Raw genomic sequence first — 16,402 nt, 5'->3', positions numbered from 1 at the left:
TGAGTAAAAAATAAATGTCATGAGCTTCAACGTATGGCATTTATTTTGCTTGAAATAAAGGCTTCATTTTTTATGAAGCCTTTATGTTTGTTACGTGGATACAACTGCAGCAATGATCGATAGCGCTGTAGAGTCTGTGTTTGCCACATAACCCACTAAACTCTAATCTTTAACGGTGAACATTACTATGAGCGGTTACAATGAGGTCTTAGCAAGAAACACGCAGAATGCACCAAGCGATATCGGACTCTATTCACAAACTGTCGCATTTTCTCATTATAATAATTTTTCAGTTCAGCTACCTATTGATCCAAAATCAGGCGAATTAGTCGCTGGAGGTATAAACGAGCAGGCCGCGCAGTGCTTTAAAAATATTAAAGCCGTTGTAGAAAGCATCGAACATGTCATGAGTGATATTGTTCGCATCACTATATTCGTTAAGAATATCAAAGATGCTGACGCCGTGGGTGTAGTTTATAAATCATTCTTCCAAACCTATGTTCCCGCGCTAACGGTTGTTGCCGCTGATGCTTTGCCTATGGGGGCGTTAGTGCAAATTGAAGCACTCCTCTCAAATGGTGAAGGTACAATTCCAAATGCACCACAAGCTGGTGATCTTATAAAACTTATAAATAACACGGTAAATGCGCCAATCTGCTCCCTGTCTTCACAAACTGTCGCTTTTTCTCATTATAATAATCTTTCAGCCCAATTACCTATTAATCCGATAACCGGCAGAGTGGTCGAGGGAGGGATAAAAGAACAAACTAAGCAGTGTTTAAAGAATATCAAGGCCATTGTCGAGAGTATTGACGTGCCCTTTGATGACATAGTGAAGATAAGTGTTTTCCTGACCAACCTTGCGGATCTTGAAGCCGTCAACGAGGTTTATGCCACATTTTTCCCTGATTCGGCGATTGCCCGGACCATAGATTATGTCCCTGCACGGACAGTGATTGTTGCATCAGGCTTACCTATGGGGGCTTTGGTGCAAATAGAAGCCGTGGTGTCACACGGTGACGGTACACCGCCGCAGGCCGTTGAAGACAGACATGGGCTCATTATAGAACCACACAATACGGATAATGCGCCAAAATGTCCTCTATCTACACAGACCGTCGCTTTTTCTCATTACAATCATTTGTCAGCTCAGCTACCTATCGATCCTAAAACCGGTAAATTGGTTTCTGGTGGTGTAAAAGAGCAGGCTGTGCAATGCCTTAAAAATATTAAGGCAATTATAGAGAGCATCGAGCACGCAATGGGAGATGTCGTTAAAGTTAATATCGCCCTTAAAAATATTGCAGATATTTCCGCAGTAGATAGCGTTTACACAACATTCTTCCCCGGTGGTATTCCTGCACGAAGAATTATTGGCGTATCCGCGTTACCTAAAGATGCGCTAATCCAGATAGAAGTTGTTGTAGCAAATGAAGAAGGAACACCACCGAAGGCATAACACCTGAAACCGTTATTTCTGCGTGGGCTATCTTTACTCATCTGAATGACTGACTTAAATAAAGTTGTTCTGGATGCAGTCTCTTAATACCTTATTTCAATGAAGCCTCGCTCTGCAAAGGGCGAGCGCACGCTGTATTTAAAAGAAAAAATTCTATGGTTATGCAATGCCATCTACTGGGGCGAGGATGTTTTTTCTCTAGTGTAAAAAAACTTAGAATATTCATTTTGTAGCCGATTAATCTGTCTATTAGGATTTTTTAATCAAACTGGTCAGGATGGAAAATTTTTTCTAGTTTATGAATGATGTAATTAATATCTTCTTACATTCGTTTTAATGGTTGGCAACAAATTTCTCAGAGAGACAGATAGCATGGAGAAAGAAAAAGACGTACTCCTCTTTTTCTTTTAAGGAACACCCCTATTAACTTCGGTTCGATTTATTTATAAGGATATTGCAATGCCTACTCCATGTTATATCGCCATCCAAGGTAAAACTCAGGGAAATATTACGTCTGGCGCATTCACTTCTGATTCTGTGGGTAATATTTACGTCCAGGGCCATGAAGATCAAATGCTGGTGCAGGAATTTGAACACATTGTGACTGTGCCAACCGATCCACAGTCAGGTCAGCCTTCTGGTCAACGTGTTCATAAGCCGTTTCGTTTCACCGTTGCGTTGAACAAAGCCGTGCCTTTGTTATATAACGCATTAGCTTCAGGTGAGATGTTGCCGAAAGTTGAGCTGAAATGGTATCGCACCTCCATTGAGGGGAAACAAGAGCATTTCTTCTCAACTATTCTGGATGACGCCACTATCGTTGATATCGATTGCCACATGCCACACTGCCAAGATGCCGTAAAAGCTGAATTCACGCAGTTAGTTAAAGTGTCTTTGGCATATCGTAAAATTACTTGGGAACATACCGTTTCCGGTACTTCCGGTGCCGATGACTGGCGTGCACCAAGCGAGTCTTAATATTGGCTTAGCTTGTTTGGTAAGCATAAAAAATCAAAGCTACCGAAAGGTAGCTTTGTTATTGGTAGCTTTGTTATTTGGGAAGAAGTTTAATCTTGTAACCAGCGCGAGATCTGGCTAACGATGCCTGCTGAATCTAGCTCGATTTCATGCAAGGCTTCAGCCTGAGTCCCCTGTGGGATAAATTTATCCGGTAAACCAAGATTAAGCACAGGAACGACTTGGCGCTTCGCCATCAGCAGTTCATTCACGCCGCTGCCAGCACCGCCCATAATTGCGTTTTCCTCTAGCGTCACCAGTACGTCGTGCGTGGCGGCCAGTTCTAGCACTAATGCTTCATCGAGTGGCTTAACAAAGCGCATGTCAGCAACGGTGGCATTTAACTGTTCGGCGGCGACTAAGGCATCTGGCATTAGCGTGCCGAAGTTTAATATGGCGATTTTCTCACCCTGACGACGAACAATGCCTTTGCCAATCGGCAGACAGGCTAAAGGCTCTAACGTTGCGCCGGTGCCTGAGCCGCGTGGGTAGCGTACCGCCGTTGGGCCATCCTGATATTGATGTCCGGTATGCAGCATTTGGCGGCATTCATTTTCATCACTTGGCGTCATGATGACCATGTTAGGGATGCAGCGCAGGAATGAGATATCAAAGGCACCCTGATGCGTTTGCCCGTCAGCGCCCACGATACCGCTGCGATCGATAGCAAACATCACCGGCAGTTTTTGCAGTGCCACATCGTGAATGACTTGGTCATAGGCACGTTGCAGGAACGTGGAGTAAATGGCAACAACCGGTTTATAGCCACCAATGGCTAAGCCAGCGGCGAATGTCACTGCGTGCTGTTCGGCAATAGCAACGTCAAAGTATTGCTGCGGATATTCTTTAGAGAACCGCACCATGCCAGACCCTTCGCGCATGGCTGGCGTGACCGCCATCAATTTGCTGTCATCGAGCGCTGTTTCACACAGCCAATCGCCAAATATTTTGGAATAAGTGGGTAAACCACCGGCGTTTTTGGGCAACGTGCCGCTGGCTGGATCGAATTTAGGTACCGCGTGCCAGCTGATCGGATCCTTTTCGGCAGGAGCATAGCCTTTGCCTTTTTTGGTCATAATATGCAGCAGCTGTGGGCCTTTTAAATCACGCATGTTTTTCAGCGTGGCGGCTAAGCCTTGCACATCATGCCCATCAACGGGACCAATGTAGTTGAAACCAAGCTCTTCGAATAAGGTTCCAGGAACAACCATGCCTTTAAGGTGTTCTTCGGTACGTTTTACCAGCTCTTTGATTGGCGGCAAGCCTGAGAGTACTTTTTTTCCACCTTCACGCAGGCTGGAATAGAGTTTGCCTGAGAGCAATTGAGCCAGGTGATTATTCAACGCGCCTACGTTCTCGGAGATCGACATTTCGTTATCATTCAGAATAACAAGCATGTCTGCTTTGATATCACCTGCGTGGTTCATGGCTTCAAAAGCCATACCCGCCGTGATAGCGCCATCGCCAATAACACAAACCGTACGACGGTTTTTGCCTTCACGCTCGGCGGCAACGGCCATCCCCAATCCAGCACTGATGGATGTCGAAGAGTGGCCCACGCTGAGCACGTCGTACTCACTTTCATCGCGCCATGGGAACGGATGTAAACCGCCTTTTTGGCGGATGGTGGCAATGCGATCGCGGCGCCCGGTCAGGATTTTATGCGGATATGCCTGATGGCCGACATCCCAAATCAGTGAATCGAATGGGGTGTTATAGATATAGTGCAGCGCGACCGTGAGTTCTACGGTCCCTAGCCCTGAGGCAAAGTGTCCGCTAGAGCGGCTAACGCTATTGAGCAGATACTGACGAAGTTCGTCGCACAGCTTTGGCAGGCTTTCTTTTGGCAGTAGGCGAAGATCGTTAGGATCTTCAACCAGTGCGAGTGTCGGGTATTTGGCTATATCAAAACTCATTAGCGGCTCATGTCTGAATTACATTTTTCAATATATACCCGGCATATTTCGAGCTGCACATGCGTTGTCTAAGGCGTTGGCCTGACTGCAACTCGGATTATTTAGGGTATAGACTCCAATCCATCGGCGTTTTAACCTGCACGAAGGGCGGTTTCTATTTTTATTGGCTTAATTATCGCGCTCAATGATGAAACTGGCTAAGGATTTTAATGCCAGAGTATCAATGCTGTGGTGTTGCTCAAGCTCTTCAAGAACATGTATTGCATCTTTGTACAGAACGAGCGCTTTATTTTGGGCCTGTTCGAGGCCGAGCAATGCAGGGTAAGTACTTTTCTCTAATTCTTGATCTGAACCCTGAGGTTTACCCGTTTTAGCGCTGTCGCCGATCACATCTAAAATGTCGTCTTGTACTTGGAATGCAAGCCCGATGGCGTGAGCATAGCGATCTAACAACGGTAGCGCAGCGCGTCCGGCATCACCAGCGGCCAAAGCGCCCATTCGAATCGCACAGCGGATTAATGCACCCGTTTTGTGGCTGTGAATTTGCTCAAGCGCCTGCAAATCAACGTGTTTGCCTTCGGCTTCTAAATCTAACGCTTGACCACCGCACATGCCTGCCACGCCGCTGGCCTGTGCCAGTTCGCTAAGCATTGCCAATCTATCGGTAACGGCAACCGCAGGCATTGGGCTATCGGCCAGAATGGAGAACGCCAGCGTTTGCAGGGCATCGCCGGCCAAAATCGCGTGGGCTTCGCCAAATTTAATATGACTGGTGGGCTGACCACGACGAAGATTATCGTCGTCCATCGCGGGTAAATCGTCATGCATCAGTGAATACGCGTGAATGCATTCAACGGCCGCAGCGGGGGCGTCTAGATTATCTAATGAAAGGCCGAACATTTCGCCGGTGGCATACACCAAGAAAGGACGAAGACGTTTGCCGCCGAGCAGCGCGCCATAGCGCATCGCAGCAACCAGCTGCCCATCAGAAAATGGCAGTGGGTCAATATAGTGTATTAACGCGGCATCAGCGCGTTGATGATAGGTTTTGAGTAACTGTTCAAAAACAACCATGTTTTATTCTTGATCCGCGTTAAAAGGGGATAAAGGGGCGTCCTTATCGTCATTGAGTAGGATCTGTACGCGCTGTTCAGCCTGTTGCAGCGTCTGCTGCCCTTGACGCGCGAGCTGAACGCCACGTTCGAACTCATTGAGTGCGTCTTCTAATGGCAGTTCGCCAGATTCTAAATGAGTCACAATCTGTTCTAGTTCGCTCAGAGCTTGTTCAAAGCTAGGCGCGGCGGGTGCTTTTTTTGCCATAGTCTTCTTTTCTTCGCTGTTCTGTAATGGTGTTCTGCAATAAATAGCGGTTCTGCGATGGAGTGACAGAATTTTTTGCCACGTTACCGGAGTCTGTAGGACTTGGCAAATTACGGATTTTAAACTCGTGAGATGAGGTTCAGTGCGCCAGTGAGCAAGTTAGTGCTATACTGCGCGCCTTGTACATTGCGTCCTCAATTTCTAAGCATGCAGTGTAAGCCCTTTTAACGTAAATCACGACGAAATAGCCACTGCCATCATGAAGTTTATCATTAAATTATTCCCAGAAATTACTATCAAAAGCCAATCAGTGCGTTTGCGCTTTATTAAGATCCTGACCGGGAACATTCGCAACGTTCTGAAAAAACAAATTGATGAAGTGGCTATCGTACGCCATTGGGATCATATCGAAGTTCGCGCTAAAGATGAAAGCCGCACTGAACAGGTTCGTGACGCTTTAACGCGAATCCCTGGGATCCATCACATTTTAGAAGTTGATGACTGTCCTTACACCGATATGCACAACATTTTTGAGCAAACGCTCGAAATGTACCGTGACAAGCTGGAAGGCAAAACCTTCTGCGTGCGTGTTAAACGCCGTGGTAAACATGATTTTACGTCGATTGAAGTTGAACGCTACGTCGGTGGCGGTCTGAATCAGCATATTGAAAGTGCTAAGGTCAAACTGTCCCATCCTCAGGTGACCGTTCATCTAGAAATTGAAGACGACCGTCTGCTGCTGATTAAAGGTCGCTACGAAGGCTTAGGTGGCTACCCAATCGGTACGCAGGAAGATGTGCTGTCGCTGATTTCTGGTGGCTTCGATTCTGGCGTTTCCAGCTATATGCTGATGCGTCGTGGTTGCCGCGTACATTACTGCTTCTTCAATCTGGGCGGTTCCGCGCATGAAATTGGCGTCAAACAAGTCGCTCATTATCTGTGGAATCGTTTTGGCAGCTCTCATCGTGTGCGCTTTGTTGCCATCGATTTTGCCCCGGTAGTGGGTGAGATTTTAGAGAAAGTCGATGATGGCCAAATGGGTGTTATCCTCAAGCGTATGATGATGCGCGCAGCGTCAAAAGTAGCAGAGCGTTATGGCGTTCAGGCTTTGGTCACCGGTGAAGCACTGGGACAAGTTTCAAGCCAAACGCTAACCAACCTGCGTTTGATTGACGGCGTAACCGACACGCTGATCCTGCGCCCGCTGATTTCACACGATAAAGAACATATCATTGATATGGCTCGTGAAATTGGGACTGAAGATTTTGCCAAAACCATGCCTGAATTCTGCGGTGTGATTTCAAAAAGCCCAACCGTAAAAGCCGTGAAGTCCAAGATTGAAGCCGAAGAAGAAAACTTCGATTTCGAGATTCTTGAACGTGTGGTGGCCGAAGCGCAAAACATGGATATCCGTGAAATTGCCCAGCAAACCAGCGAGCAGGTTATTGAAGTTGAAACCATTGATGCATTAAGCGGTGATGAAGTAGTTCTAGATATTCGTTCTAACGATGAGCAAGAAGACAAACCGCTGAAGATTGAAGGGTTAGAGGTGAAAAGCCTGCCATTCTACAAACTGGCGACCCAGTTTGGCGATCTCGATCAGAATCGCAACTATGTGCTGTACTGCGATCGTGGTGTGATGAGCCGTTTGCAGGCGTTGTATCTGAAAGAGCAGGGGTATAACAACGTTAAGGTGTATCGCCCGTAATTGAACCCCCTCCCGGCCTCCCCCTTCGCAGGGGGAGGGGCAGACCGAGCACTGAAGTTAACGTAGAGCTAGGTTCGGCTCCCTCCCCTGAGAAGGGGAGGGTTGGGGTGGGGATTGCGTGCTACCACTCCTGATAGTCATAGATTCCCGATGCGGGAATTAACTGGGCTGCCACTTCGGCGGCTTTTTCTTTGCCTAAAAGTACGTCGATAATTTTTAGCGCAAAGTCGATACTGGTTCCTGGTCCTTGGCTGGTTAGCAGGTTAACGCGTTCATCGAAGTAAGCGCGTTTGTCGATCCACTGATTCTCGGGGATCTGATCTTTTAGTGTTGGGAAACAGGTGATATTCCCTATTGGGAATAGATTATGATGAGCTAAGACTAATGCGGGTGCTGCGCAGATTGCGGCGACCAGTTTTCCTTCAAGATGCATTTGGCGCACTTTCTCTACGACCAATTCACTGTCTCGAAAACACTCTGCGCCTTGCATTCCACCGGGCAAAACAATCACGTCATAAGACTCATCGGCAACCTGAACCAACGGTTTATCCGCTAACAGTTTTACGCCACGTGAACAGGTTATAACTAATTCGCCATCGCTGGCGGCACTTGCCGTAGTGACTTTAATGCCCGCGCGAACAAGCAAATCAATGGTCGTTACTGCTTCGGTTTCTTCGCTACCAGGAGCCAGACACACCAGAGCCGATGCGCTCATAGGTTTGTTCCTTTCGTTTAATGGTTTCAAAAATATGGGCATTCTCAGTGACGCTAAGTCCATGCTTGCGTGCTGCCCTGAGCAGATAGCCAGTGATGTAATCAATTTCAGTATGTCGCTGAGCCTGCACGTCTTGGTACATAGAAGAGTAATTATCGGCGGTCATGCACATCACGTTGGTCACGTAATGCAGCAAGCTTTCGGGAGATGTTCGATACCCTTCAGCCTCCATTACCTCGGAGATTTCTTTTACAATGGCTTCTACGTGTGGCATGTATTTTTGCAAATCGCCGTTGCGGCAGTTATAGATAACTGACAATGGATTAATGACGCAGTTAACGGCTAATTTTTTCCAGATAGCAGGCATGATATTGTCATGCCATGCCACATCAGGAAGCGCCTGATGCAAGACTTCAGCAACGTTGCTTTGCCCAATAGCCGCTGAATTCGTTGGGCCGATATGTGTTGTGCCCGCGGCAACGTGGATAATCGTATTGCCATCACGGCGCGCCGCATGGGTGGTTACCCCTTGAAACAGGGGCTGTTCAATCAGGTTTGGAAACTCATCCTGACTGCCCATCCCATTATGTAGCAAGATAATTCGGCAGTGAGGCGGAATTTTCGCCAGCAATGGAACCAGACCGTTGTAAACCTGCCAGGCTTTTAGCGTTACTAATAAGATTTGGCTTTCCGCTAAATGTAGAGGGTCGTTCGCCGCTAGGTTTTTATTGTATGACTGTCCGTTAAGTTGGATGATGTTAACCGGACAATAGGGCTGAGGTACGCGTAACCAGCCTTGAACATCGTGCCCAGCTTGTTCTAATGCCGATAACCATAGCTGCCCTAGCGCCCCGCAACCAAGAACTGTTATTTTCATTTGGCCTCCTTCCCGATACATCAGGCGATTTGCGCGCAAAGCAGAAATATTCAATCTAATCAGTATAAACTTTTATGACGCAGATCGCAGTGAGAAGCATCGGTTATGGTGTAAGGACTGTGGCTGATCTTGCATCGCCGGAGGAAGCCGCTATTATGCTCGGCATTCAACCGAGAGGAGATTTAACATGCCTTCATTCGATATCGTTTCTGAAATTGATATTCAAGAAGTTCGTAACGCCGTAGAAAACGCTTCACGTGAGCTAGGAACTCGTTGGGATTTTCGCAACGTTGAAGCCAGCTTTGAGCTAAATGAGAAAAATGAAAGTATCAAAATCTCCAGCATCTCTGATTTCCAAGTTAACCAGCTCGTGGATATTATGCGCGAAAAACTGGCGAAGCGTGGCATCGATGGTGCTGCATTAGAGATCCCAGAGCAGATCGAACACAGCGGTAAAACGTACAGCATTGAAGCCACGCTGAAAAAAGGCATTGATAGTGCAATGGCGAAAAAAGTCATTAAGCTGATTAAAGACAGCAAGCTGAAAGTGCAGGCGCAGGTTCAGGGTGAACAAGTGCGTGTAACGGGTAAATCACGTGATGATTTGCAGGGCGTGATGGCGCTTATTCGCGGTGCTGAATTGGGTCAACCATTCCAGTTTAATAACTTCCGCGATTAACGCTTGGTTTTGAATCAGATACTCGATCTGCTCCTCCCCCTGCGAAGGGGGAGGCTGGGTGGGGGTCATGGAAGAGAACAACATCAAAACTAAACTGTCTGCCCCGCAACAAACAGCTCAATATCGCCACGGTTGGTGATTTTAGAATCAATCTTCACATAAGCCGTTTTCTCTTCAGGAATCAGTACTACATCGGCCACGCCGTGCAACTGTTTAAGCGCCAGTTCTAATGCTGGTGTTGCAGGAATTGTGTCTGGAATGACGATGCGCAAACTGCTGACGTAAGGAGGCTCTTTCATCGTCATGCTAACTGCGAGCCAGATCACGGCTAACACTGCGCACCCGGTAAACACGGTTGCCGCGCCGTTATGCGAATACAAGAATCCGCCTAAGCTCCCGCCGATGGCCACACCGAGAAATTGGCTGGTGGAATAAATTCCCATTGCCGTGCCTTTATAGCCCGCGGGCGATTCTTTGCTGATCAGCGAAGGCAATAATGCCTCCATCACGTTGAAGGCAATAAAGAAGACTTGGACGCCAAAGATAATGCCCCACAAATGTAAATCGGCGTACCAAAGTATCACCTCAGCGGCGAGCATTAAAATAACGCACACCTGAAACACCTGCTTCATACGACGTTGTTTTTCAGCATAAATGATGAAAGGGATAACGCAGACAAACGCGATCAGCATGGTAACTAAATAGACTTTCCACTGATTATCTCGTGCTAGACCGGCTTCTTCCATCAGCGGTGGTAGTGCCACAAAGCTCGACATCAGTAAAATATGTACGCACATAATTCCAAAGTTAAGCTTAAGCAATCGGCTGTTTGCCAGCACTTTGCTAAAGCTTCCCTTTACCATGCTGGATTCACGGTTCAGCACATGATGGCGCGGCGTTGGAATGCAAAATAGCGTGATGATAACGCCACCTAATGCTAACAGCGCGATCATCCAGAAAAGGCCAGAGAGGCCAACGGCGTGGGTAATAATCGGGCCTGCGACCATTGCAATGGCAAAAGTGACGCCAAAACTGACGCCGATAAATGCCATGGCCTTAGTGCGATTTTGCTCACGGGTTAAATCGGACAACAGCGCCATAACAGCCGCAGCAATCGCCCCCGAGCCTTGTAATGCACGGCCAAGGATCACGCCCCATATTGAGTCTGTTATGGCCGCAATGGCGCTGCCGAGAGCAAATATCAGTAGCCCGCCGACGATGAGCGGTTTACGTCCAATTCTATCAGAAAATAGGCCAAATGGGATCTGGAAGACAGCCTGTGTTAAGCCATAAATCCCAATTGCAATTCCGATCAACGTTTCGGAAGCGCCCGCCAAAGACATGCCATAGGTGGTGAGCACCGGCAAAACCATAAACATCCCAAGCATACGCAATGAGAATACGGTTCCTAGACCCCAGGTGGCTTTCCGTTCCTCTGGTGTCATCTGAAAATCATTCATTACAACCTCAGTTTCTTTTAGTGCGGGAACAACCCAGCGTTTTCACTGCGTCGAAATTATTCTTGTTATTGGTGCTTTCTGATGAGCACTGCTCTGGTGGCAGTTGGTGGAAAGCATTCCCGAGGAATAGTATCTATTGTTATTACAGCCGAGCTAGATTACTTGACCTTACCCGTTTTGAACAGACTCAGGACGAAGTGGGGGAGGGGAAAAAAGAAAGCCGGATGAGATATCCGGCTTTTCACGATTAATCATTAAGACTCAATGATCAACGCAGCATCGTTAGCAGGCTTTCTGTTGCCGGAGACTGGAAGTCAACCGACATCATGACGCTCAGGCAAGTGATAGTCACGATGGAGAACACAAACAGTTTGCGCGCCCATACGCGATCGTCAACCGCTTTCTTATAGCCAGAAAGTGCCATACCTAACCACCACACGCTTACCGCTGCTGCAACAACCAGATATTTATAGCCAGCATACCCGCCTAGAGACAGCATCAGCGTGGCAACCATAAACGCGACGATGTACAGCGTGATGTGGTTTTTGGCTACCGAAATCCCTTTAACCACCGGCAATACAGGAATATTGGCGGCTTGGTAATCCTTGAAGCGGAAGATGGCAATCGCATAGGAGTGCGGCATCTGCCACAGGCTGAAAATAGCCAATAGGATCAGCGCGCCAGCGTCGAACTCATTGCTAACGGCGCAGTAGCCAATAACCGGTGGAGCGGCGCCGGACAGGCTACCAATCAGCGTGCCGTATACGGAATGACGCTTCATATACAGGCTGTAAACGCCAACGTAGACGATGAAGCCAATCACTGCCAACAGTGCGGCTAACGGATTAGCCGCAACATATAACAGTGCAACACCGGCAAGGCCCAACAGCGTAGCGTAGGTCAATGTCACTTTAGGCGCGATTAACCCTTTCACCAAAACACGGTTTTTGGTTCGCTCCATAATTTTATCTATGTCTCGGTCAATGTAGTTATTAAATACACAGCCCGAGGCGACAACCAGCGACACGCCTACCATGGTCGCGATGAACAGGGGAACATCTAAGCTCCCCTTCGAGGCCAGGAAGAATCCACCGATAACCGAAATCAGGTTACCGAAGATAATGCCCGGTTTTGTTACTTGCAGGTATTGCTTCATCATCACAGGCAGCTCTTTAGTGGACCATCATATTGATGTTGAGGTTGTACATAATCCAAAGTGAGCCAACGACAACAATGGCGATAATCAAGGCGGTAAATGCCAGAGCTATCAGGTTCCAACGTTCTTCAGACGAGGTGTTCATGTGCAGGAAGTACACCAGATGAACAAAAATCTGAATCACGGCCATCGCAACCACGGTAATCAAAATCGTTTGGTGCGAAGCGGTACCTTCCATCACCATCCAGAACGGAATGACCGTTAGGATGACAGATAGAATAAAGCCAATCATGTAAGACTTTGCGCTGCCGTGGCTAGCACCGTTGTTGTCTGTAGAATGGTGACCCGTTGTAGGTGAGTGACTCATTACATTGCCCCCATCAGATAAACTACGGTGAATACGCAGATCCACACCACGTCCAAGAAGTGCCAGAACAGGCTCAGACACATCAGGCGAGTACGGTTACGCGCGGTCAGGCCTTTTTTGCCTACCTGAATCATCATCACGATAATCCAGATCAGGCCGCTGGTAACGTGGATACCGTGCGTGCCAACCAAGGTAAAGAAGGCAGACAGGAATGCACTTTTGTCTGGACCAAAACCTTCGGCAATCAGGTGATGGAATTCGTAGATTTCCATCGCGATGAAGCCGGCACCAAACAGGAAGGTCAAACCTAACCATGTATTTACGGTGCCTACTTTACCTTTGTTCATCGCCAGCATGGCGAAGCCATAGGTGATGCTGCTAAATAACAGCAGGAAGGTTTCAACCAACACAAACGGCAGTTCAAAAATATCTTTGCCGGATGGGCCGTCAGCGGTGCCGTTGACCAAGACTGCATACGTTGCGAACAAGCTCGCAAACAAAATACAGTCGCTCATCAGGTAGACCCAGAAGCCGAACACTTTCGTGTCACCGGCGTCGTGGTGCCCATGCTCCGCATGGGCCTCCTGACCGTGAGTATGATGTAAAGTATCAGTTGTCATATTTCACGCCTGCTTTGCTAATTTGTTCAAAGTGTTGGTTCTCAATACGTTCAATTTCAGGAACTTGAACGTAGTAATCAACATCATCGTTGAAGCTGTGCACGATCCACGTGGCAATCATGCCCAGGAAGCAGACAATCGCCAGCCACCAGATGTCCCAAATCATGGCAAAACCAAAGACGAGGCTGAAGCCAGCAATGATGACGCCTGCGCCAGTGTTACGTGGCATATGAATTGGTGCATATTTCTCTGGTTTCTTATAAGCGATACCTTCTTCTTTCAGCTCCCAGAATGCATCACGCGAGTGAACCTGTGGCTCGATAGCGAAGTTATAGAACGGCGGTGGAGAAGACGTTGACCACTCCAGCGTGCGGCCGCCCCATGGATCGCCAGTCAGGTCGCGGTTCTGATCGCGGTCGCGAACAGACACGAAAATCTGAATCAGCTGGCAGGCAATACCACATGCAATCAGCGCAGCGCCGCCCGCAGCAACCATCAGCAGAGGATGGAATGCAGGGTCAATTTGCTGGCTCAAGCGACGAGTCATGCCCATGAAGCCCAAGCCGTACAGCGGCATGAAGGCAACGAAGAAGCCGATGATCCAGAACCAGAATGCGCGTTTGCCCCAAGTTTCGTTTAGCGTGAAGCCAAATGCTTTCGGGAACCAGTAAGTCATACCGGCGAAGCAACCGAATACCACACCGCCGATGATCACGTTATGGAAGTGCGCAATCAGGAACAGGCTGTTATGCAGAACAAAGTTTGCACCAGGAACAGCCAGCAGAACGCCGGTCATACCACCTACGGTAAAGGTGATGATGAAGCCGATAGTCCACAGCATCGCAGAGTTAAACACGATGCGGCCTTGGTACATAGTGAACAGCCAGTTGAAGATTTTTACCCCGGTCGGAATCGAGATAATCATCGTGGCTATACCGAAGAACGCATTGACGTTCGCGCCAGACCCCATGGTGAAGAAGTGATGCAGCCAAACGATGAACGACAGAATGGTGATACACACGGTCGCCCATACCAGCGAGGTGTAGCCAAACAGACGTTTCTTACAGAAGGTTGCCACTACTTCGGAGAACACACCGAAGACAGGCAGAACCAAGATATACACTTCCGGATGGCCCCAGGCCCAAATCAGGTTGATGTACATCATCATGTTGCCGCCCATATCATTGGTGAAGAAATGGGTGCCGAGGTAGCGGTCAGCCGTCAGTAAAGCAACGGTAACGGTTAAAATCGGGAAGGCAGCAATGATCAGAACGTTGGTGCACAGTGCGGTCCATGTGAAGACCGGCATTTTCATCAGCGACATGCCAGGGGCACGCATTTTGATGATAGTGGCAAAGAAGTTAACACCCGTCAGCAAGGTACCTAAGCCGGATATCTGTAGACTCCATATCCAGTAATCGACCCCTACGCCAGGGCTGTACTCCTTACCTGACAGCGGTGGATAGGCCAACCAGCCGGTTTGAGCAAATTCGCCCACACCCAGCGACAGGTTGATCAGAACCACACCGGCAACGGTGAACCAGAAGCTCAGGTTGTTCAGGAATGGGAATGCCACGTCGCGAGCACCGATTTGCAACGGTACAACGACGTTCATCAGACCTACCACGAACGGCATCGCCACGAAGAAGATCATGATAACGCCGTGAGCGGTGAAGATCTGGTCGTAGTGATGCGGTGGCAGGAATCCGGCTTCACCGGCGGACGCAAGCGCCTGCTGGCTACGCATCATGATGGCATCGGCAAAGCCGCGCAGCAGCATGACAAATGCCACGATGATATACATGATACCCAGACGTTTATGGTCAACCGAAGTTAGCCACTCCGTCCATAGGTATTTCCATTTTCCAAAATAGGTAATCAAAGCCAGAAGGGCCAGACCGCCTAAGATAATGCCGGCAACCGTAACCATAACAATCGGTTCATGGTACGGGACGGCGTCGAGTGTTAGTTTTCCAAACATCTGTTATTCCTCGGCTCCTGCGTGAGCGTGCTCACCCATGTCCATATCCATATGCTCGTCTTTCTTCATGTCCATCTTCTTGCTGCCCATGAATTTGTTGATCACATCGACAAACAATTCAGGATTAGCGCTAGAGAAGTATTCAACCGGATGGTATTCACTTGGCTTCGCTAATGCGTCGAACTCTGCCATGGTAGTCAGCTGATTAGGTGCTTTCTTAACGTTGGCAACCCACTGATCAAAGGTGGCATTATCGGGCGTTGCGATGGCGGTGAACTTCATTCCAGAGAATCCTGGACCGCTGTAGCTGCTGGAAATCCCGTTATATTTACCCGGTTCGTTGGCAATCAAATGCAGTTGGGTCTGCATGCCTGCCATCGCGTAAATCTGCCCACCTAAACGCGGAATGAAGAATGAGTTCATCACCGAGTTTGACGTGATGCGGAAATTAACCGGAGTATTGGCTGGGAAAGCCAGTTCATTAACGGTTGCAATCCCCAAGTCTGGATAAACGAATAACCATTTCCAGTCGAGTGAAATTACATCGACACGGATCGGTTTAACGTCAGAGACCAGTGGTTTATACGGATCCAGTTCGTGAGTCGTTTTCCACGTTAATGTTGCGAGGATAGCGATAATGATAATTGGCACTGTCCAAACGACAGCTTCAATTTTATTAGAGTGAGACCAGTTGGGAGTGTATTTGGCATCGGTATTTGACGCGCGGAATTTACGCGTAAATACAATTGTCATTACGATTACTGGAATCACCACGATTAACATCAGCCCAAGGGCAGTCAGTATCAGGGATCTCTGCTCTAGACCTATTTGTCCTTTAGGATCCAGAAGCGCCATATCACAACCGCTCAGCAAGGCTGAGGCTGCGATTAAAGATAATATCCCAAAGCTTTTATTTAATTTACTGAGTCTCATCTAACGACCTCAATCGAAGGCTCTCTGTCGTCCCAAATGTAGGGGCATTTTACGGGAAGGTTGCAGATCTGTAAACATTCTTAAAGGTCTGTCACTCCATTGTTTAAAAAGTCCAGTTTGTTTGTTCAAAATGTCGCATTCCATGATGGATTATAGTCAGAATGTAGCTATTAAATCAGAGGTTTAATTTCACT

The 16,402-nt window shown here is 48.0% G+C and carries 15 protein-coding genes; 4 read left to right on the top strand and 11 right to left on the bottom strand.

Annotation, left to right across the window (positions count from 1 at the left end):
• Positions 1-187 precede the first annotated feature (187 nt).
• Both RSC70_RS03960 and RSC70_RS03955 read left to right on the top strand, forming a co-directional pair.
• On the top strand, positions 188-1,459 hold the full coding sequence (locus RSC70_RS03960) for a RidA family protein (RefSeq protein WP_332541754.1): 1,272 nt from the start codon (positions 188-190) through the stop codon (positions 1,457-1,459).
• Between the two features lie 459 nt (positions 1,460-1,918).
• The gene (locus tag RSC70_RS03955; protein WP_004096682.1) at positions 1,919-2,437 is read left to right on the top strand and encodes an Hcp family type VI secretion system effector; all 519 of its coding nucleotides are present in this window, start codon (positions 1,919-1,921) and stop codon (positions 2,435-2,437) included.
• Between the two features lie 89 nt (positions 2,438-2,526).
• Here the strand turns inward: RSC70_RS03955 and dxs are convergent, their stop codons facing one another.
• The 3 genes from dxs to xseB form a co-directional block, all read right to left on the bottom strand.
• Complete coding sequence (gene dxs / locus RSC70_RS03950; RefSeq protein ID WP_103010236.1) at positions 2,527-4,392, bottom strand: 1-deoxy-D-xylulose-5-phosphate synthase; 1,866 nt, start codon at positions 4,390-4,392, stop codon at positions 2,527-2,529.
• A 168-nt stretch (positions 4,393-4,560) separates the two neighbouring features.
• Positions 4,561-5,466: a (2E,6E)-farnesyl diphosphate synthase gene (gene ispA / locus RSC70_RS03945; RefSeq protein ID WP_332541753.1), complete on the bottom strand. Its 906-nt coding sequence runs from the start codon at positions 5,464-5,466 to the stop codon at positions 4,561-4,563.
• A 3-nt stretch (positions 5,467-5,469) separates the two neighbouring features.
• The gene (gene xseB, locus RSC70_RS03940) at positions 5,470-5,712 is read right to left on the bottom strand and encodes an exodeoxyribonuclease VII small subunit (protein WP_040044353.1); all 243 of its coding nucleotides are present in this window, start codon (positions 5,710-5,712) and stop codon (positions 5,470-5,472) included.
• A gap of 259 nt (positions 5,713-5,971) precedes the next feature.
• Here xseB and thiI point away from each other — a divergent pair, with 259 nt between their 5' ends.
• Positions 5,972-7,420 carry a tRNA uracil 4-sulfurtransferase ThiI gene (thiI, locus tag RSC70_RS03935; protein ID WP_332541751.1) on the top strand — a complete coding sequence of 483 codons (1,449 nt, stop codon included), beginning with the start codon at positions 5,972-5,974 and terminating at the stop codon, positions 7,418-7,420.
• Between the two features lie 121 nt (positions 7,421-7,541).
• Here the strand turns inward: thiI and yajL are convergent, their stop codons facing one another.
• Positions 7,542-8,135: a protein deglycase YajL gene (gene yajL / locus RSC70_RS03930; RefSeq protein ID WP_040044355.1), complete on the bottom strand. Its 594-nt coding sequence runs from the start codon at positions 8,133-8,135 to the stop codon at positions 7,542-7,544.
• A complete protein-coding gene (gene panE, locus RSC70_RS03925) occupies positions 8,098-9,012 on the bottom strand; it encodes a 2-dehydropantoate 2-reductase (RefSeq protein ID WP_234618592.1) in 915 nt (304 codons plus the stop codon). Before panE ends, yajL begins: the two co-directional genes overlap by 38 nt.
• A 187-nt stretch (positions 9,013-9,199) precedes the next feature.
• On the opposite strand from panE, the gene RSC70_RS03920 reads away from it, so the two are divergent.
• Entirely contained in the window at positions 9,200-9,691 is a 492-nt protein-coding gene (locus RSC70_RS03920; protein ID WP_282813885.1) for a YajQ family cyclic di-GMP-binding protein, read from the top strand.
• Positions 9,692-9,780: 89 nt separating this feature from the next.
• On the opposite strand, the gene RSC70_RS03915 is transcribed toward RSC70_RS03920, so the two are convergent.
• The 6 genes from RSC70_RS03915 to cyoA form a co-directional block, all read right to left on the bottom strand.
• A complete protein-coding gene (locus RSC70_RS03915; protein ID WP_332541747.1) occupies positions 9,781-11,151 on the bottom strand; it encodes an MFS transporter in 1,371 nt (456 codons plus the stop codon).
• Between the two features lie 268 nt (positions 11,152-11,419).
• Positions 11,420-12,310, bottom strand: coding sequence for a heme o synthase (gene cyoE / locus RSC70_RS03910; protein WP_025800005.1), 891 nt, complete (start codon positions 12,308-12,310; stop codon positions 11,420-11,422).
• A gap of 13 nt (positions 12,311-12,323) precedes the next feature.
• Positions 12,324-12,674 carry a cytochrome o ubiquinol oxidase subunit IV gene (locus tag RSC70_RS03905; protein ID WP_004091690.1) on the bottom strand — a complete coding sequence of 117 codons (351 nt, stop codon included), beginning with the start codon at positions 12,672-12,674 and terminating at the stop codon, positions 12,324-12,326.
• On the bottom strand, positions 12,674-13,294 hold the full coding sequence (locus RSC70_RS03900; protein ID WP_025800001.1) for a cytochrome o ubiquinol oxidase subunit III: 621 nt from the start codon (positions 13,292-13,294) through the stop codon (positions 12,674-12,676). Before RSC70_RS03900 ends, RSC70_RS03905 begins: the two co-directional genes overlap by 1 nt.
• Positions 13,284-15,275, bottom strand: coding sequence for a cytochrome o ubiquinol oxidase subunit I (cyoB, locus tag RSC70_RS03895; RefSeq protein ID WP_040044358.1), 1,992 nt, complete (start codon positions 15,273-15,275; stop codon positions 13,284-13,286). The genes RSC70_RS03900 and cyoB overlap by 11 nt, the downstream gene beginning before the upstream one ends.
• Before the next feature lie 3 nt (positions 15,276-15,278).
• Positions 15,279-16,208 (bottom strand): cytochrome o ubiquinol oxidase subunit II, encoded by a 930-nt coding sequence (gene cyoA / locus RSC70_RS03890; RefSeq protein WP_025799998.1) that lies wholly within the window; start codon positions 16,206-16,208, stop codon positions 15,279-15,281.
• Positions 16,209-16,402: the final 194 nt, after the last annotated feature.

The organism is Hafnia sp., assembly GCF_036648275.1.
Taxonomy (GTDB): Bacteria; Pseudomonadota; Gammaproteobacteria; order Enterobacterales; family Enterobacteriaceae; genus Hafnia; species Hafnia alvei.
Note: the sequence above shows the minus strand (reverse complement) of the source record. Positions and strands in the feature narration are given on the sequence as shown.